Below are 18174 nucleotides of genomic sequence, written 5' to 3'. Positions count from 1 at the left end.
ATCAAAAAGGCGGCCTGGGCCGCCTCTTACTCTTATCATCTGTGAACTTTGTGATTTCTATCTGCGCTTAGATATTCGGGCTCACCAAGCCACTAAAGACGTCGCGCCTCGATGACGCCGCTCACCTGAGACAGCTTGGCAATCACTCTGGATAGACCTTCCAGGTTATACAGCTCAAGTTCCAGCTCGATAGCCGCCGTCTGGGTCTTCACATCCGACGATGAGCTCATGGCCAACACGTTGGATTTCTCCGCCGCCAGCACAGAGGTGAGGTCTCTCAGCAGACCGCTACGGTCATTGGCCAGCACCTTGAGCTTAAGTTTATAGCCACCTGAGTAGTTCTCACCCCAGACCACATCGACGCTGCGCTCTGGGTGCACCCGCATCAGTTCTTTAACCTGCTCACAGTCGGCCCTGTGCACAGAGATCCCCCTGCCTTTGGTGATAAAGCCGAAGATCTCATCCCCAGGTACCGGCTGGCAACACTTGGCGATATGGCTGAGCAGGTTACCGACACCGTTGACCTCGACTTGGCCCTTGCCTTTTCCGGTTGAGCGCGCCTGGTTTTTCTTCAGCAGATCTTCCAGCGCCTCCTCTTCGGAGACCTCGTTGACCCGCATGCGGCTCTGTACGTGGTTGACCACCTGGTTGAGGCGAACGTCTCCGCCGCCGATACCGGCCAGTAGGTCATCCATCCCCACCATATTGAAACGCTCCACGGCGCTGTGGGCATCTTTCAGGGTCAATCCAGAACGTGCCAGCTCGGCCTCGAGCATCTCGCGCCCGGCGACGATATTCTTGTCCCTGTCTTGCTGTTTGAACCAGTGCTGGATCTTAGAGCGTGTACGCGACGCCTTGATATATCCCAGGTTAGGATTGAGCCAATCCCGCTTAGGGTTAGGGTGCTTGGAAGTGATGATCTCGACCCGCTCGCCGGTCTCCACCTGGTAGGTGAAGGGCACGATGCGACCGTCCACCTTGGCGCCGATACACTTATGGCCTACCTGTGAGTGAATATAATAGGCGAAATCCAGCACGGTGGAGCCCATGGGCAGATCCACCACGTCGCCGTTCGGGGTGAAGACATAGGCTCTGTCTTCAAACACCTGACTGCGAACCTCATCCACCAGGTTGCCACTCTCGGCCACATCTTCCTGCCACTGCAGGATCTTACGCAGCCAGTTGATCTTCTCTTCGTAGCCGCTCTGCTTACCCGTAGTGCCCTCTTTATACTTCCAGTGGGCGGCCACCCCCAGCTCGGCATCTTCATGCATCTGCTCGGTGCGGATCTGGATCTCCACCGTCTTGCCCTCTGGGCCCACCACTATGGTGTGAATCGACTGATAACCATTGGGTTTAGGGTTGGCGACATAGTCGTCGAACTCTTTTGGAATATGGTGCCAAAGGGTATGCACCACACCCAGGGCGCCGTAACAGTCCTGCAGGCGCTCGGTGACGATACGCACGGCGCGCACGTCAAACAGCTCATCGAAAGTGAGATCTTTGCCACGCATCTTCTTCCAGATGCTGTAAATATGTTTAGGCCTGCCATAGACCTTGGCGCGGATCTGCTCCTCGTCCAGACGCTGCTGCAACTGATTGACGAAGTTCTCTATGTAGATCTCACGGTCCATCCGCTTACCATCGAGCTGCTTGGCAATCTCTTTATAGGTATCAGGATGCAGATAACGGAAGGAGATATCTTCCAGCTCCCACTTGAGCTGACCTATGCCCAGGCGGTTGGCCAACGGCGCATAGATGTCCGCAATCTCCCGCGCCAGCAGCACACGGGTCTCTTCGTCGGCATTTTTCACTTCCCGCAGCAGGCAGATACGCTCGGCCAATTTGATCACCACGGCGCGGACATCTTCCACCATGGCCAGCAGCATCTTACGTATGTTGTCTATCTGGGGCTCCGCGTTGCGGCTCTGCTCGTTGACCTTGAGGGCGCCGATGGCGTCCATGGTCACCACACTGTTCACTAGCGTGGTGAGCTTGTCGCCAAACAGCTCCAGCATCTGCTCCTCAGTCAAGAGGCCGGCATCGAACACCACGAAGATCACCGCCGCCTGCAGGGTCTCGATATCCATGTTGAGCGGCGCGAGGATCTCAATCAGCTCGCGGGCGCGGCCGATCAGCAGGGTATCGTTAGCATCATGTTTCGCCACCAGGGCCTCTACCTGCTTTATTAGCGCAAGTAAGGTGCTGGCGTCATCGGCGTCACTCAGATAACGATTAACCCATTCGGTCAATTGAAAATCTGTGTCTTTAAAATGTGCTTCTCTAACAGATACCATCTACTGCATGTCCTTAAACTTAAGTGCTTGCCCCTAAATATTGCTCGACCTGTTACGTCACCCAAACCACGCTGGCTGACATCGCCAATACCAAACTCACTATCTTGGGGATTCCCCCGCCAATGTCAATTGATATGCGTCGACTATTTGGCCGCTTAATCGACTTATTTCTCCAACTCAAACAAGGCCATGGCCTCGATGTGATGGGTCTGAGGGAACATATCGATGAGTCCCAGGCGACTAAGCTGATAACCCTGTGCCAGCAGCGGCTCACAATCTCTGGCCAGACTCACAGGATTACAGGAGATATAGACGATCGCCTTGGGCTTCATCTTCTTTAACCATTGTAGACTCTCATAAGCGCCGGCTCTGGCAGGATCCAGCAGTAACTTGTCGATGCGGCCAAGCCAAGGGGCAGCGGAGAGATCTGCGCTGAGGTCACCGTGGTAGAACTCGGCCCCCTCGACACCGCTCACGGTCACATTGCGTCTTGCCTGCACCACCATGGCCTCGACCCCCTCGACGCCCACTACCTGGGCGCCCGCCTTGGCCAATGGCAGGGTAAAGTTGCCCACCCCGCAGAAGAGATCCAGCACCCGCTCGCCCGGCTGAATCTGTAGCCAGTCGATCGCCTGGGTCACCATCTGTTGATTGATCTCGCCATTGACCTGAATGAAGTTGCCCGGCGAGAAGCCAAGCTGACTGCCATCCTCCAGAGTATAGAAGGGCAGGCCCTCATCCCCCCAGAGGGTCTCAAGCTTGCCGTCATCATCGAGTAAGACAAGCCTCACCTTATGCTGCTCGCCAAATGTAGCTAGCAGAGCCTTATCTTTATCGTTCAGGGGGCTGGTGATACGTAGCACCACGCATGGGCCAGAGTCCACAGACAACAGCTCCACATGGCCCAGGCTGCGCTTGGCACTGAGGCGATTGAGGCATTGATTCAGCGGCGCGATAAGCTCAGACAATGATTTTGCCAGCACAGGGCAGACGTCGATATTAACCACCTCGCTGCTGGCCAGGGCGCGAAACCCCAGATTGAGCTGCTTTGTATCACGCAGGTACTGAGTCGCCAGACGGGCGCGGCGGCGATAATGCCAGCCTTCGCCGCTTAGCGGCTGGCTCATGGCCTGAGGCTGGGTGCGGCCCATCTTGTTGATCAGGTTCTCAAGCGCAGCCTGTTTGGCATCGCGCTGGGCAGAAAGCTCAAGATGCTGCAGGTCACAGCCGCCGCAGCGACCATAGTATGGGCAGCTTGGTTCTATTCGCGCGGCGCTGGCGCTCTCGACCTTAATCAGCTTGGCCTTGGCATGACGCTTCTTCTGCTCGACTATCTGCGCGGTCACGGTTTCATCCGGCAGCGCGCCGGGAATAAAGACGATTTTTCCCTGATGTTCTGCTATCCCCGCCCCCAGATGATCCAGCTGGCTAACATGGAAACTTTGCTTGGCCTGGGTTTGTTGTGTCTTGCGGGGTTTAGCTTTATAAAATTGTGCCATTTAGGCCTCTAAAACAATAAAAATACTAGTAAAGACTGCACAAAGTCTGGCAGTCTAATGTAACCTATATCCATCGTAGATAAATAATACCAACTCAATGAATAGTGCAGACAATATGACTAAATACAGCCTGAGAGCCTGGGTTCTCGTGCTGGCCTTAGCGCCCACTATTTTGGTTGGTATTTTACTTGGCAGCTATTTTACCATAAATCGTTTCTATGAGCTGGAAGAAAGCTTAATCGAACGAGGCGGCAATATCATTGAGCCGCTGGCCATCTCCGCCGAGATAGGCCTGGAAACTAAAAACTTCGAGACCACCAAACGCCTGATCACCTCGGTGCAGCTCAATAAATCCAACCTGGTGCAGTTTATTGCCATCTTCGACACTAACAACCGGGTGATAGTGACCTCGCATCACTATAAGAGCCACGAGTTTATGCGCTACAACGAGCCCATCGACTCGCTGCAGACCACAGAGGTGGAGCAGTTTGGCGACAGCATCATCATGCGTAGCCCCATCTTCTCCAGTCAGCGCGAACTTGTGGTCAGCCCCTACGACAGCAACTCCATGGCCCAGCAGGTCAACTCCGCCAAGCTCGGCTATATCGCCGTGCTGCTCAACAAGGAGAACGCCCTGCTGGAGCAGCACAGGGCCGCGGTGGCCGCCTTCATTATTGTGCTGATCGGGGTGCAGCTGAACCTACTGTTTACCTTCCGCTTGGTGAAAAACGTCACCCACCCCATTACCGAGATGGTGCGGGTGGTGGCCAAGATCCGCGAAGGCAAGCTTGACACTAGGGTTGATGGCAACCTTATCGGTGAGCTTGACCTGCTCAAGCGGGGTATCAATGCCATGGCGGGCTCCTTATCGGAATACCATGAGGAGATGCAGCAAAATATTGATCAGGCGACCTCAGATCTGCGCGAGACCCTGGAGCAGATCGAGATCCAGAACGTCGAGCTGGATCTCGCCAAGAAGCGCGCCCTGGAGGCCAGCCGCATCAAATCAGAGTTCTTGGCCAACATGTCCCACGAGCTGCGCACGCCGCTCAACGGGGTGATCGGCTTCGCCAAACAGCTATTGAAGACGCCGCTACACGCCAGTCAGCAGGACTACATCAAGACTATCGAGAAGAGCGCCACCAACCTCTTAGGGATCATCAACGACATCCTCGACTTCTCTAAGCTGGAGGCGGGCAAGATGGAGCTGGAAAACATGCCCTTTGCCCTGCGTGAGGTGATCGACGACACCATCTCTCTTCTGGCCAACAGCGCCAAGGAGAAAGATCTCGAGCTGGTGGTAGATATCGAACCTAGCATCAACGACAACGTCTCAGGCGATGCCCTGCGGGTCAGCCAGGTGATCACAAACCTGGTGGGCAACGCCATCAAGTTTACCGACAGCGGCAGCGTGCACCTCAAGATGCGCCTGACCAGCGAAGAGGCCGAGAAGGTCAACGTGCGCTGCGAGATCACCGACACTGGCATAGGCATAGACAAGCCCCACCAGGCCCAGCTGTTCCAGGCCTTCGGCCAGGCAGACTCCTCTATCTCGCGTCGCTTCGGCGGTACAGGCCTGGGGCTTATCATCACCAAGCGTCTGATCAACCGCATGGGCGGTCAAATTGGCTGTATCTCGGCGCCGGGTAAGGGCTCGACCTTCTGGTTCACCCTGCCGTTGAAGCTGAGTCCCTACCCCATCAGTCAGCCGCTGGAAACCGACAACCTCATCGACAAGACGGTACTCTTGTTCGAGCCGCGGGACCTGTCACGCAAAGTCCATGAAAGCCTGCTTAGCCACTGGGGCATGCAGAGTGTCAGCATAACGACCCCGGAAGATCTGGCCAGGGTGGCGGGCGAAGAGGGCCGCCACTTCGACTATGCCATCATCAGCTGCAACGATTTGGCCAGCAGCCCTAACCTGTTAAACGTGCTCAATAAGATAGCCAAGATCAGCGACTACACCCTTTACCTGTGTAGCAGCACAGACAGCGCCGCCAAGATGAGCCTGATCCAGCCCAACGTGGATAAGGTGATGCAGGCGCCGGTGGGCGAGCGCGCCCTGGCCGTCACCCTGATCAATCCCCACCGCGCCCAATATGAGGCCATGCCTTTCCAGGAAGCGGTCAAAGAAACCCAGGAGCGCGAACCCATGAGCGTGCTGGCGGTAGACGATAACCCCGCCAACCTCAAGCTGATTAAGACCCTGCTCAAGGAGCTGGTTACTCAGGTGATGGTCACAGACAACGGCCAAGAGGCGGTAGAGATCGCCAAGGCCAAGAGCTTCGATCTCATCTTCATGGATATTCAGATGCCGGGCACCGACGGCTTTAGCGCCACCAAGCAGATACGTGAGCAATCACTTAATCGCAATACGCCGATTGTCGCCGTGACCGCCCACGCCATCGCCGAGGAGCGCGAGCGCATCGATCAGAGCGGCATGGATGGTTACCTGCCTAAGCCAATCGATGAGGCGGCGCTGAAGAGCGTCATCAGTCGCTGGAAGACCCGGCCGCAGTTTACCCATTTCGACCAGCACACCCTCAATTGGGATCTCTGTCTGACCCAGGCCAACCAGAAAACCAGTCTGGCGCTGGAGATGCTGCAGATGCTGGTCGACTCCCTGCCCGAGACCCGTGAGCACATCTCAGGCGCCCTCGAGCGTCAGGACGGCCAGGCCATGGTCAGCCATGTGCACAAGCTCCACGGCGCCAGCTGCTACTGCGGCGTGCCGACCACTCAGCGACTCTGTCGAGAGATTGAACAGTCACTCAAGCAAAATGCCAGCGTCGATCTGGTGGAGCCTGAAATACTTGAGTTACTTGACGAGCTTTCTAAGGTAGAATCGGCCGCAAATCAAGTAATAGCCCAGTTATCTATGGATGTGATCGATGAGTAATAAACCCGGGTTTTTCAAGCGCCTCAAGGCCCTCGAACCAGAACAGAAGAAGCTGTTCGCCATCGCCCTTTGCCAACGCATGTACCCTAACTACCAGCTGTTCAGCGAGGTCTGCGAATTTGGTGACCCACAGGTGCTCGATACCGTGCTCAACCTGCTATGGCAATCCATGTACGATCAGAAGCTGAAACTAAATATCGATCTCTACCTCGAGCGGCTGGATCTCAACACGCCCGAGCCGAGCGATTTCGACGTCTACGGCGTCTATCCGGCCATGGACGCCGCCGTCGCCCTCACCTCACTGCTTAGCGCCATTCAGAGCAAGGTGGAAGACGACATCACCAACATCAGCAAGCTCTCTTCTGCTACTGTGGCTAACTATATCGAGGCCACACTCGAGGAGGAGATGGATGAAGAAGCACTGGATGATCATATCTTCAATCACGAGGTGATGCAGGAAGAGAAGGCACTTCAGGCATCCTTGCTGGAGATTATCGAAGAGAACCCTAAGATCACCGCCGACTTCGTCAAGGCGCTGCGCAAGGAGTTAGTGCAGGCAGGCGTATCTAACATAGGGATATCGGCGGGCGCCTAATGCGCAAACTTATTTACCAGGGATTTGTGCTCACCAACCCAGATGGGTTAACAAATACCTGGTGCCTCACCCTAGGGGAGCAGCGACGCATCGGCTCCCTGTTTGAGCTCAGGCGCCAGATCCATTTCTACCAGGAGCTGGGGATATTGCCGCCACCTAAGCCATTCCATCGGCGCTCCAGCCCCAAGCATTAGACTTTAGCGTTATAGGGACGCGGCGGGCAAAGTGATACCCTAACGGCGTATTCGGTTTATCACCGCTCGGATCCAAGCCAAGGAAGTCGCCTCCCTATGTTAACCACTCTCTCGCCACTCTTTGTCGTGTTTGGCATCATGGTCACCGGCTTTATCGTGCAAAAGGCGCGGCTACTGCCCGAGGGCAGCGACAACGTCCTCAATCAGTATGTCTATTACATCGCCTTTCCGGCGATCATGATGATAGTGCTGGCCGAGACCCCGATCGAAGAGATTGCCAACTGGGGATTTATTGGCGGCTACAGCCTGGCCATGACACTTATCTATCTGCTAACCGGCCTGCTGTCACTCTGGTTACAGCCCAAGGATAAGCCCCTCGCGGCCATTCGCGCCCTCAACACCACCTTTGGTAACACCTCCTTCATCGGCATTCCGCTGATGATGATGCTGTTTCCCGGCGATCAACTGGCGTTGGCCGCAGCCGCCTTGGCTAGCCTTTTATCGGTAACCGTATTTGCCATAGTGCTGGCCCAGCTGGCGCTGTTTCAGGGACAGACAGATAGCGCACTCAAGACAGTATTTTTCGCCCTCATTCAAAACCCCATCATACTGGGAAGCCTGGCTGGCGTAGCGATATCCGCCGCCCATATAGAGCTTTATCGCCCCATCGCCGAGATCATCAGGCAGTTCGGCATGACCTCCAGCCCCTGCGCCCTGTTCGCCATCGGCATGGTGCTGTGCAAGGCCAATCAGGGGGGCAGAAACGCCGCCGGCATACAGTCACGCCTTGCCGAGCTGGCCATGCTCAACCTGAGTAAGCTGCTACTACAGCCGCTGCTGGCCTATCTGCTGCTGGGCGCCTTAGGGGTTAGCGGACAACTGCTGCAGATGGGGGTGATTCTGGCCGCCCTGCCCACCGCCGCCAGCGTCTACCTGCTGGCCCACAGATTCAACGTCGGCGCCACCAGTAGCGCCCAGACCATCAGTCTGGGGATAGTGATCAGCTTTGCCACCATTCCGCTACTGCACCATTGGCTGGACTCGGGCAGCGCAAGCTTTTTATAACGGATAGGCTTGTTCTAACGAACAGGCTTGTTTTGTCGGACTGCAGAGCCTAAAACTTATTTTCATGGGTAAAAAGCACACAGGTATTTACTGTATAAAAATTCAGTATATACTGTGCATGAATACAGTACTTTGTAAAAGGATGTCATCATGCTTTGTCAGCTCAGCATCAATAACTTTGCCATTGTCCGCTTTTTAGAACTCGACTTTAAGTCTGGGATGACCAGTATCACAGGCGAAACCGGCGCGGGGAAGTCGATTGCCATCGATGCCTTAGGCTTATGCCTGGGCAATCGCGCCGATGCCAATACCGTCAGACCGGGCGCCAGCAAGGCCGAAGTCAGTGCCCGCTTCGCCCTCGACGATATCCCGCTGGCCAAACGTTGGTTAGAAGACAATGACCTTGAGCTAGACGACGAATGTATCCTGCGCCGCACCATAGGCAGCGACGGTCGCTCACGCGCCTACATCAACGGTAACCCTGTACCCCTCAATCAGATGCGCGCCCTGGGCCAGCTGCTTATCGGCGTTCACGGCCAACATGCCCACCACGCTATGTTAAAGAGTGAGCATCAACTTACTCTGCTCGACAGCTATGCCAACCACAAGATGTTGCTCGAGGCCTGCAGTGCCAGCTACCAGCGCTTCAAGCTGATCCAAAAGGAGCTGAGCCAGCTACAGCAGTCGCAACATGAGCGCATCGCCCGCAAGCAGCTGCTGCAATATCAGGTCGAAGAGTTGGACGAATTCGCCCTGGGCGAAGAAGAGTTTGACGAGATAGAGGCCGAGCATAAGAAACTGGCCAATGGCACTGCCCTGATCCAGGCCTGCCAGCGCACCCTCTACCTGCTGCAGGATAACGAAGAGGGCGCCATAGAGTCGCTGCTCAACATGAGTCTAGATCAGGCCCAGGAGCTCGAAAGTTACGATCCTGAGCTTAAAGGGGTGGGCAACATGCTTAACGATGCCCTGATCCAGGTACAGGAGAGCAGCAGCGAGCTGCAACGCTACCTAGATAAGTTAGAGCTGGACCCGGATCATTTTGCCGCCCTGGAGCAGCGCCTGTCGAAGATCATGATGCTAGCACGTAAGCACCATGTGAACGCCAAAGATCTCTATCAGCATCACCAGGCGCTAAGCCAGGAGCTGAGCGAGCTGGACTCGGATGAGGAGAAGCTCGATGAGATCGCCCAGCAACTCGAGAGTTGCCGCGAGAGCTTCATCGCGCATGCCCAGAAGCTCAGCCAGAGCCGCCAGCGTTACGCCAAGGAGCTTGACAAGCAGGTTACCCGCTCTATCCATGAGCTCAGCATGCCCAAGGGCAAGTTTATCATCGACGTGCAGTTCAACCCCGAGATGATGTCACCCAACGGTTGCGACACTGTGGAGTTTCAGGTGACCACCAACCCAGGTCAGCCGCTACAACCCATCGCCAAGGTAGCTTCGGGCGGCGAGCTGTCGCGTATCGGTCTGGGCATCCAGGTGATCACCGCCAAGAAGGTCGCCACCCCGACCCTCATCTTCGACGAGGTCGACGTGGGGATCTCAGGCCCGACCGCCGCCGTGGTGGGCAAGATGCTGCGCGCCCTGGGCGAGTCCACCCAGGTACTCTGTGTCACCCACCTGCCTCAGGTCGCCGGCAATGGTCATCAGCATATGTTCGTTAACAAGCAGAGCAAGGCGGGACAAACCGAGACCTCTATGGTGCCGCTGGACAAGGGACAGCGTATCGAAGAGCTGGCGCGCCTGCTTGGTGGTGACGTCATCACCAACAACACTCTGGCCAACGCCAAGGAGTTACTGCAGGGCTAAGCCAGATAGATTAAAAAATTGGCGATCATTAGGCAGGTTAGCGAACGCAAGCGCGGCAAGATTCAAGCCGCGCTTTTCATTTCATAAGCACCTCTGAGGCGTGCCTATTGCGCCGCTAATGTAGCGCTGTTGCACCGCTAAGAGACTCTGATAAACTGAGGCCTTTGCCGTCGACACTAAGTTACAAGCCACAAGGATCTGAAATGCGACACTTTTTTCGTGCCCTGAAATGGATTTTATTTACCCTGCTACTCATTCCCGTCGGCGGCTATCTCATCTTGCTGCTAATTAATCTGCAAGATAGCGCGCCATCAGCGCAGGCCAGCGCCTTTCTTGAGCAGGTAAATGCCGAAGAGGCCGCCTTGAGTCAGCATCTTGAAAACAACCCTTATCTTTACGCCTTTGGCTTTGATGCGCCGAAAGATGATGACCCCATGGCGATCGGGCTTGAACGCTATCAAGTGCTCAGACAACTGGAGGCTATGCAAAGGCCATCACAGACGGCACATGAAAAATTCGAGCGCCCCGAATGGGCTATTCCCACTTGCCTCAAACAAGAAGACTATCTCGATGAGTGTGCTCCCCTATTGGCCGAACCAGAAACCCTTAAGGCCACACTCGATGACTATGCCTGGCTAATTGAGCGCTATCGCGCCCTGCTCTCTTTCGGCAAATGGCAGGATGATACCCGCTTCAACATGTATAGCGATCTGCTACCTATGCAACATTTGATCGCCGCACAGCAGCTGTTTCTTGTCGAGGCCTACTTCAATGGCACGGATTCAGCCTCTCTCATCGCCGCCATAGACAAGGATATGCAGTTCTGGCAGCTGGCAGCGATGCAGATCAACATGCTAGGCAATAAATTCCTCGCCATCTCGGCGCTCAAACAAAACATGAAACTGGGTGAACTGCTCATCAGTCAAATGCCAACAGAGGGTGAGGATACTAGCTTACCTAGCCTCTGGCTGGCCCCTATTCCAGGAGAGGTGCTAGCACTTGATCGAGCCAAACGTGGTGAGTGGCACTTCCTGACTAAGATGACACAATCTTTTGAGGCGGGTGAAAAGGCCGATTTTACCACTAAGATTACCGAAACCCTGCTCATGCCCCTGTTAAAGCAACAGGATACTGCTAACCGTTATGCAGATATCTTAACCGGCGAGGCAAACATCAAGCAGTGCCCTAACGATCTCTCGCTATCAACCCTAAAAGCCTATGCCTATAATCCCATGGGGAAATTTATCCTCTGCTCTGGCATCTCCTCATTCGAGAGTTACCAGGCAACGGCTAACAAGGTGGAATTGCTGCGCGCCGAGCTTGTTACCCGCTTAACGACTCCTGCCATCTCAGCAGAGATGGTGACAGAGGTTAGTGAAGAGAAACCTAGGGAGAGCTCACCAGAATAACGAGCCTACAGTTTCTTTTTCCTTCATCACAGCGGATCCCCTGATCAGCTTCAGGGGATACTAAATGCCAAAAATTTTCAGCGCTAAAATGCTATTCCGGTAGACGATCGAAACCGGGCACAAATGAGAGCTCCTTCCCCCAATTTGCCCGCTCTGCCATAAACAGCTTTGCCGTCGGCGCAATGGGCACCTCGACATCCAGACAGCCTGCAGGCACCACGACCAGATTTAACGCCTCCAGCCGATAAGGCATAGGCGAGCCACACACCTTACAGAAGCAGCGCCTATGACGACTGTTCGGCACCTTAAAGGTTTGCAGCAACGCCTCGCCACGCCGCCAGTCAAGGGCCAAATGATTGGAAAACAGATTGGCCCCATGCAGCGAGCCTGTGCCTTTTTGACAGCGGTTACAGTGACACAAATAAAATGCATCGAAATGACCCACTAAGCTAAAGGCCACGCCTCCACAAAGACAGCTGCCACTGAACTCAACGTCCGACCTGTTTTGATTAGGGCTCTCATCATCCATAACCTGTCTCCTCTTGCCTGAAAGCAACTAAAAGTTAAAACTGAGCATGCAGCCAGCGCAGCAACAAATCAAATCATTGCTGGTGTGTTAAAAACAAAAATCCCGACTGTCTTGACGCTGTGGCCTTCGACACTCGGGACTTAATTTGATCTAAATTTGAACTAAATTTGAACTTAACTTGAACTCAATTTGAACTTAACGACAGTTGGACAAGCCAATTACTATCCCGCCAGATAGACAATTCCCTGCAGGCACAAAAACGCAAACACGCCGGCGAGCACGTCATCTATCATGATGCCGATACCACCATGCACCTTGGCATCCAGTACCTTGATGGGCCAGGGCTTGAGGATATCGAAGAAGCGAAAGAGCCCGAAGCCAACCGCCACCCAGAGCCAACCCGCAGGGGCGGCGATCAGGGTAATAAGCAGGCCCGCCACCTCATCCCAAACAATAGCGCCATGGTCGTGCACCCCCATATCCTTAGAGGCCTTGTCGCAGATATAGAAACCCACAAGCACGCTAAGGAGCGTCAGTCCCAGATACCAGCCCAGGGGCAGCCCGGCCATGAGTAGATAAAGCGGAATTGCCGCCAGGGTGCCGAAGGTGCCAGGCGCCTTAGCGGCGAGGCCTGAGCCAAAGCCCAGGGCCAGGAAATGAACAGGGTTTGCTAGAGAAAGCTTTTTAAGAACCGGATCGGTGGACCATAACTGCATGTTTAAAAGTGCTCGAAACCAAATTGAGTCGGTGTGTAGGGCTCGCCATCCTTGATGAGACGCAGCTTATCGCCAGTGCCGATCTGGCCAACCTGTGTAAAACTCACGCCGGCATGGGCCAGGGCCGTCTCCAGTGCGCCGCGCTGAGCCTCGGGGACGGTAAACAGCAGCTCGTAATCCTCACCACCAGTTAGGGCATAACCCAGGGCCTCGGTCTCAGCCAAAGATTCACGCATCTGAGCCGACAAGGGCAGACGATCCACATCCACCACGGCGCCGACAGCCGAGCGCTTGAGGATATGACCGATATCCGAGACAAAACCATCGGAAAGATCGATGGCGCTCGAGGCCAATCCTCTAAGCGACTGACCCGCAAGCACTCTTGGAGTTGGGAAATAGTGGCGCTGAATAAAATACTCCCTCGCCTCCCCGTCGATATTGAGCTTATCGCCCAGAATCGCCAAGCCCACGGCCGAATCGCCGAGGGAGCCGGTCACATAAATCCAGTCGCCATTCTTGGCGCCCCCCCTCGTATGGGCCTTGCCCTCTGGCACCTGGCCATTGATGGTAATAGTGATCGACTTGGGGCCGCGGGTAGTATCACCGCCCACCAGGGCAACGCCGTAGTACTGCGCCGCCTCATTCAGTCCCTGACTAAATTCCTCCAGCCAGGCCTCATCTACCTCAGGTAGGGTAAGGGCAAGCGTCATCCAGGCGGGCTCGGCGCCCATGGCGGCGAGATCCGACAGGTTAACCGCCAGCGCCTTGTAACCCAGGGCCTTAGCCGGCATGTCGGCGTAGAAGTGTACATTTTCAACCAGGGTGTCGCAGGAGATGGCAATCACCTTGTTCTCGGCGGGCTGGACCAGGGCGCAGTCGTCGCCGATCCCCAGGTGCACATCGCGGCGGGTCTGGCCAAGGTTAGCAAAGAAATGATCGATTAATTTAAACTCTTTCACAGTCTTAAGAACCATAGTAAGGGTTAATCAGCTAGCACACTTTTAAGCGAAGACTACATCGAGCGAACGAAGGCGACGTCGAGGTTAAACCTGAATATAAAAAACGGCATCCTGGGACGCCGTTAATTGTATCACTTTTTAGCGACTATCTTGTCGAGAATGCCGTTGACGAACTTGTGACCATCTTCGGCGCCGAAGGCCTTGGCCAGCTCGATAGCCTCGTTGATGGCTACCTTGTAAGGCACATCCTTACGGAAGGTCAGCTCGTAGGTCGCGATGCGTAGCACCGCCTTTTCGATAGGCGAAACCTCATCGAACGGGCGCTCGAGGTGAGGCATAATCAACTCATCCAACTGAGCCGACTTGGTCGTGGTGCCTGATAGCAATTCACGGAAATAGCTAACGTCGACGCCATCGATCTTCTGCTCGGTGAGAAATTCATGCTCCACGTCGGCAACATTATTGCCGCTTAACTGCCATGAATAGATAGCTTGTACCGCTAGACGACGGGCTTTACGGCGCTCTGAAGGTTTCATCTTGGTTCCTAATCTTACAACTGCTGTTCTAGTTCTTGCAGAACATTGACCATCTCTAGCAGACCAAGTGCCGCTTCGCCGCCCTTGTTACCCGCCTTAGTACCAGAACGCTCGATAGCTTGTTCAATGGTATCTGTGGTCAATACACCGAATGACACAGGAAGGTCGAACTCAAGCGCTATTTGAGCCAGCCCCTTGTTACACTCGCCTGCAACAAAATCAAAGTGTGGCGTACCACCACGGATCACGGCGCCCAGCGCTATGATGCCGTCAAATTTACCACTTGCCGCCACACGACGGGCTGCCAGTGGCAGCTCTACGGCACCCGGTACGCGGACAACGGTAATGTTGTCGTCGGCGACCTGACCGAAGCGCTTCAATGTATCCACCGCGCCTTCTAGCAGGCTTTCAACCACGAAGCTGTTAAAACGTGAAACCACTATGGCCACTTTGGCGTTTTTCGACTCGATATTACCTTGAACTACGTTCATTTATCTTACCTAAATTAGCTTAACAAACCCGGCACGGGAAAAAAGAGGCGGTATGATACCACAGCCCACCGCGTTGATCCCCATGCAATTTAACTCAATTCGATGAATTACAAGCAGACTAGCTTATTCTGCAATGTATTCAGTCACTTCTAAACCGAAACCCGACAGCGAATGGTAACGTTTAGGCGAGCTGAGCAGACGCATGCTGGTCACGCCCACATCGGCCAGGATCTGCGAGCCCACGCCGACTTGACGTGAGGTGCCTTGCCACTGTGCCGGTGCGCCGACTTCGCCCTTGTCTTCCGCCTCGAAGGCCTTGACCTTGGCCACCAACTCTTCGTTGCTCTGCTGATGACCCAGCACCACCAAGACGCCGCCTTCATCGGCGATACGCGCCATGGCTTTTTCCAGCGGCCAGCTGCGCTTCTCATCGCGCTCTGAGTGCAGCAGGTCATTGAAGGTGTTTTGCAGATGCACGCGTACCAGAGCGTTAGGCTGAACTTCACCCTTCACCAGCACATAATGCAATTGGTTATCTATGGTGTCGCGGTAGGTGATCATGTCGAACTCGCCGAAACGGGTCGGCAGCTTGCACTTGGCCTCGCGCACCACGGTCGTTTCCTTGGTGTTACGGTATTCGATGAGATCGGCGATGGTGCCTATCTTAAGGCCATGCTTCTCGGCAAACACCTCAAGATCTGGACGACGCGCCATGGTGCCATCTTCGTTGAGGATCTCAACAATCACCGCCGACGGCTCATGGCCAGCCAGACGGGCCAGGTCGCAACCCGCCTCGGTATGACCGGCGCGGATCAGCACCCCGCCCTCTTGGGCCATCAACGGGAAGATATGGCCTGGCTGCACAATATCCGACGGCTTGGCGTCACGGGCCACGGCGGCCTGCACGGTAACAGCTCTGTCATAGGCCGAGATACCTGTGGTCACCCCTTCGGCCGCCTCGATAGACACGGTGAAGTTGGTAGAGAACTGAGCATTGTTGTTGCTCACCATCAGCGGCAGGTTGAGCTGCTCGCAGCGCGCCTTGGTCATGGTCTGACAGATGAGGCCACGGCCATAGGTGGCCATGAAGTTGATCGCCTCGGGCGTCACTAGGTTTGCGGCCATGATCAGGTCGCCTTCATTCTCTCTGTCTTCGTCATCCATCAAGATAACCATCTTACCCAGACGGATATCTTCGATAATCGCTTCTATGCTGTGTAGTGCCATTGTTAGACCTTGATTTATTAGAGCTTGAAATATTCTTATAGTAAGAGTTATTTAATCTGCTATTGGCTGGGATTGCCAGCGTCTATCTTAAAAAGCCGGAGCGAGCTAACAGATCCATGGTGACCTCTGAGCCTTTGGCTGGATTTTCCTCTGCCGCCTGAAAACTCAGTAGGCGCTCCAGATGCCGGGCGATGAGATCCACCTCAATATTGACCCTGTCACCCGCCTTAAGATCGATAAGCGTAGTTTCGCTGGCGGTATGAGGCACTATGGTCAGACGAAAACGCTCGCCATCCACCTCGTTTACCGTCAGGCTGACACCATCTATGGTGATAGAGCCTTTGTGGGCGATATAGCGCGCCAGCCCCTTGGGCGGCGTCAGCCAAAATTCGATCGCCTTGCCGCGATACTGTCTGTCATCCACGCTGGCCACACCGTCGACGTGACCGCTCACCATATGACCGCCGAGGCGGGTCGTGGGCGTCACCGCCTTTTCCAGATTGACCTTCTGTCCCACCTGATAATGGGCAAAGCCGGTAAGGGCCACGGTTTCGGCTGAGATATCGGCCACATAGCCATCGGCCATCTGCTCCACCACGGTCAGACACACGCCATTGGTGGCGATACTGTCACCGAGTTTGACGTCACTTAAGTCCAGCTTGCCGCTAGCCACCGTCAGGCGAATATCATCGCCGCGACGCTCAATTTTTCTCAGGCTGCCAACAGCCTCGATGATCCCAGTAAACATGACTAACTACTCTTTATCGCTCGGTAAATGATTGTGACTCAATTGAAAGGTGAGGCGTCTGTCGGCCCCGATAGCACGCTCGTCGCAAAGCTTGAGGCTAGGCAGCTGTGCCATCTCAGTATAGTCCGGCAATGCCAGCAGGTTACGGCCATGGCCGCCTAAGATTTTCGGCGCCTGATACAGCACCAGCTCGTCCGCCAGCCCTTGCGCCATGAAGGCGCCGGCCAGGGTCGCCCCGGCCTCGACCATCACGCTGTTAAGCTGAGATCCCAGATGTTCCAGCAGCGCCTTTAGCGGCACCTGCCCATTGTCGCTTGGCAGTTGCAACTGACTCACCTGCTCGGGCCAGGCGCTCGCCACGGCCTCGGGATAGGGCTGACAGCTCACCAGCAGCACGGGGGATTGTGTCTCAAACAGCTTGGCCTTGGCGCCGAGGCGCGCACGGGAGTCGAGCACCACGCGAAGTGGCTGACGAATATCCGCCTCGGTTAACTGCTCGCCCAGGCTACCTAGCTCCTGATGACGTACATTCAGGCTAGGGTCGTCGGCCAGAACCGTCTCTATGCCGGTCACGACGGCATCGAAACGGGCACGCATACGCTGCACGTCACGGCGCGCCTCTGGGCCTGTGATCCACTTAGAGACGCCGTTAGCGAGCGCCGTCTTGCCATCCAGGCTCGCAGCCAGCTTGATGCCGACCCAAGGCAGGCCGGTACGCATCCGCTTCATGAAGCCTGGGTTGAGGGCGGCGGCCTCTTCCTGGTGAAGGCCAACCTCGACCTGAATGCCGGTATCTTGGAGCATCTTGATGCCACGGCCAGAAACTTGTGGGTTGGGATCGGCTACCGCCACCACCACGCGGGCCACTTGAGCCTTGATCAGCGCCTCGGCGCAGGGCGGTGTTCGCCCATAATGGCTGCAAGGCTCCAGGGTCACATAAGCGGTAGCGCCTTTGGCCTTATCGCCGGCCATGCGCAGGGCATGCACCTCGGCGTGAGGGCCACCGGCGGCGATATGAAAACCTTCACCAACCAGGGTTTCCCCTTGGACTATTACACAGCCGACATTCGGATTGGGACGGGTGGTGTACTGGCCCTTGCGGGCCAACTGGATGGCGCGCGCCATCATCTGGGAATCAAATTTGGACCAGGCCATGCTCGTCGCCATCTCTTGAGAATAATTGGGGAAGCCCGATACA

General features: G+C 55.3%; 16 protein-coding genes. 6 read left to right on the top strand and 10 right to left on the bottom strand.

Features of this window, described 5'->3' with window-relative positions:
- Positions 1-92: 92 nt before the first annotated feature.
- A complete protein-coding gene (gene relA / locus AYI87_RS14590; RefSeq protein ID WP_144203326.1) occupies positions 93-2297 on the bottom strand; it encodes a GTP diphosphokinase in 2205 nt (734 codons plus the stop codon).
- 164 nt (positions 2298-2461) lie between these two features.
- On the bottom strand, positions 2462-3796 hold the full coding sequence (gene rlmD / locus AYI87_RS14585; RefSeq protein ID WP_144203324.1) for a 23S rRNA (uracil(1939)-C(5))-methyltransferase RlmD: 1335 nt from the start codon (positions 3794-3796) through the stop codon (positions 2462-2464).
- Positions 3797-3893: 97 nt separating this feature from the next.
- Here rlmD and barA point away from each other — a divergent pair, with 97 nt between their 5' ends.
- From barA to AYI87_RS14555, 6 genes are all read left to right on the top strand, one after another.
- Positions 3894-6695: a two-component sensor histidine kinase BarA gene (gene barA / locus AYI87_RS14580; RefSeq protein ID WP_144203322.1), complete on the top strand. Its 2802-nt coding sequence runs from the start codon at positions 3894-3896 to the stop codon at positions 6693-6695.
- Positions 6688-7290 carry a YjaG family protein gene (locus AYI87_RS14575; protein ID WP_144203320.1) on the top strand — a complete coding sequence of 201 codons (603 nt, stop codon included), beginning with the start codon at positions 6688-6690 and terminating at the stop codon, positions 7288-7290. The genes barA and AYI87_RS14575 overlap by 8 nt, the downstream gene beginning before the upstream one ends.
- Entirely contained in the window at positions 7290-7484 is a 195-nt protein-coding gene (locus tag AYI87_RS14570; RefSeq protein ID WP_144203318.1) for a hypothetical protein, read from the top strand. The genes AYI87_RS14575 and AYI87_RS14570 overlap by 1 nt, the downstream gene beginning before the upstream one ends.
- A 96-nt stretch (positions 7485-7580) precedes the next feature.
- A complete protein-coding gene (locus AYI87_RS14565) occupies positions 7581-8549 on the top strand; it encodes an AEC family transporter (RefSeq protein ID WP_144203316.1) in 969 nt (322 codons plus the stop codon).
- A gap of 150 nt (positions 8550-8699) precedes the next feature.
- Positions 8700-10361, top strand: a complete 1662-nt coding sequence (gene recN / locus AYI87_RS14560; RefSeq protein WP_144203314.1) for a DNA repair protein RecN — start codon at positions 8700-8702, stop codon at positions 10359-10361.
- Positions 10362-10564: 203 nt separating this feature from the next.
- On the top strand, positions 10565-11770 hold the full coding sequence (locus AYI87_RS14555; RefSeq protein ID WP_144203312.1) for a hypothetical protein: 1206 nt from the start codon (positions 10565-10567) through the stop codon (positions 11768-11770).
- Positions 11771-11861: 91 nt separating this feature from the next.
- Here the strand turns inward: AYI87_RS14555 and AYI87_RS14550 are convergent, their stop codons facing one another.
- From AYI87_RS14550 to ribD, 8 genes are all read right to left on the bottom strand, one after another.
- Positions 11862-12299 (bottom strand): GFA family protein, encoded by a 438-nt coding sequence (locus AYI87_RS14550; protein ID WP_144203310.1) that lies wholly within the window; start codon positions 12297-12299, stop codon positions 11862-11864.
- 221 nt (positions 12300-12520) lie between these two features.
- Entirely contained in the window at positions 12521-13015 is a 495-nt protein-coding gene (locus AYI87_RS14545) for a phosphatidylglycerophosphatase A (protein ID WP_144203308.1), read from the bottom strand.
- 2 nt (positions 13016-13017) lie between these two features.
- Positions 13018-13974, bottom strand: coding sequence for a thiamine-phosphate kinase (gene thiL / locus AYI87_RS14540; protein ID WP_222116779.1), 957 nt, complete (start codon positions 13972-13974; stop codon positions 13018-13020).
- A 131-nt stretch (positions 13975-14105) separates the two neighbouring features.
- A complete protein-coding gene (gene nusB / locus AYI87_RS14535; RefSeq protein WP_011864993.1) occupies positions 14106-14510 on the bottom strand; it encodes a transcription antitermination factor NusB in 405 nt (134 codons plus the stop codon).
- Positions 14511-14524: 14 nt separating this feature from the next.
- Positions 14525-15001, bottom strand: coding sequence for a 6,7-dimethyl-8-ribityllumazine synthase (gene ribE / locus AYI87_RS14530; RefSeq protein WP_011864992.1), 477 nt, complete (start codon positions 14999-15001; stop codon positions 14525-14527).
- Between the two features lie 123 nt (positions 15002-15124).
- Positions 15125-16228, bottom strand: coding sequence for a bifunctional 3,4-dihydroxy-2-butanone-4-phosphate synthase/GTP cyclohydrolase II (gene ribBA, locus AYI87_RS14525; protein ID WP_144203305.1), 1104 nt, complete (start codon positions 16226-16228; stop codon positions 15125-15127).
- Between the two features lie 82 nt (positions 16229-16310).
- A complete protein-coding gene (locus AYI87_RS14520) occupies positions 16311-16976 on the bottom strand; it encodes a riboflavin synthase (RefSeq protein WP_011864990.1) in 666 nt (221 codons plus the stop codon).
- A gap of 6 nt (positions 16977-16982) precedes the next feature.
- Complete coding sequence (gene ribD / locus AYI87_RS14515; protein WP_144203303.1) at positions 16983-18143, bottom strand: bifunctional diaminohydroxyphosphoribosylaminopyrimidine deaminase/5-amino-6-(5-phosphoribosylamino)uracil reductase RibD; 1161 nt, start codon at positions 18141-18143, stop codon at positions 16983-16985.
- Between the last annotated feature and the right edge of the window lie 31 nt (positions 18144-18174).

The organism is Shewanella sp. KCT, from assembly GCF_007636505.1.
Classification (GTDB): Bacteria; Pseudomonadota; Gammaproteobacteria; order Enterobacterales; family Shewanellaceae; genus Shewanella; species Shewanella halotolerans.
Note: the sequence above shows the minus strand (reverse complement) of the source record. Positions and strands in the feature narration are given on the sequence as shown.

Excerpts from the sequence above, each read along its gene's own strand:
- relA (WP_144203326.1), bottom strand. The coding sequence starts at position 2,297 with ATGGTATCTGTTAGAGAAGCACATTTTAAAGACACAGATTTTCAATTG.
- AYI87_RS14570 (WP_144203318.1), top strand. The coding sequence starts at position 7,290 with ATGCGCAAACTTATTTACCAGGGATTTGTGCTCACCAACCCAGATGGG.
- ribE (WP_011864992.1), bottom strand. The coding sequence starts at position 15,001 with ATGAACGTAGTTCAAGGTAATATCGAGTCGAAAAACGCCAAAGTGGCC.
- AYI87_RS14520 (WP_011864990.1), bottom strand. The coding sequence starts at position 16,976 with ATGTTTACTGGGATCATCGAGGCTGTTGGCAGCCTGAGAAAAATTGAG.
- AYI87_RS14545 (WP_144203308.1), bottom strand. The coding sequence starts at position 13,015 with ATGCAGTTATGGTCCACCGATCCGGTTCTTAAAAAGCTTTCTCTAGCA.
- AYI87_RS14550 (WP_144203310.1), bottom strand. The coding sequence starts at position 12,299 with ATGGATGATGAGAGCCCTAATCAAAACAGGTCGGACGTTGAGTTCAGT.
- ribBA (WP_144203305.1), bottom strand. The coding sequence starts at position 16,228 with ATGGCACTACACAGCATAGAAGCGATTATCGAAGATATCCGTCTGGGT.
- recN (WP_144203314.1), top strand. The coding sequence starts at position 8,700 with ATGCTTTGTCAGCTCAGCATCAATAACTTTGCCATTGTCCGCTTTTTA.
- ribD (WP_144203303.1), bottom strand. The coding sequence starts at position 18,143 with ATGGCGACGAGCATGGCCTGGTCCAAATTTGATTCCCAGATGATGGCG.
- rlmD (WP_144203324.1), bottom strand. The coding sequence starts at position 3,796 with ATGGCACAATTTTATAAAGCTAAACCCCGCAAGACACAACAAACCCAG.
- nusB (WP_011864993.1), bottom strand. The coding sequence starts at position 14,510 with ATGAAACCTTCAGAGCGCCGTAAAGCCCGTCGTCTAGCGGTACAAGCT.
- AYI87_RS14565 (WP_144203316.1), top strand. The coding sequence starts at position 7,581 with ATGTTAACCACTCTCTCGCCACTCTTTGTCGTGTTTGGCATCATGGTC.
- barA (WP_144203322.1), top strand. The coding sequence starts at position 3,894 with ATGAATAGTGCAGACAATATGACTAAATACAGCCTGAGAGCCTGGGTT.
- AYI87_RS14555 (WP_144203312.1), top strand. The coding sequence starts at position 10,565 with ATGCGACACTTTTTTCGTGCCCTGAAATGGATTTTATTTACCCTGCTA.
- AYI87_RS14575 (WP_144203320.1), top strand. The coding sequence starts at position 6,688 with ATGAGTAATAAACCCGGGTTTTTCAAGCGCCTCAAGGCCCTCGAACCA.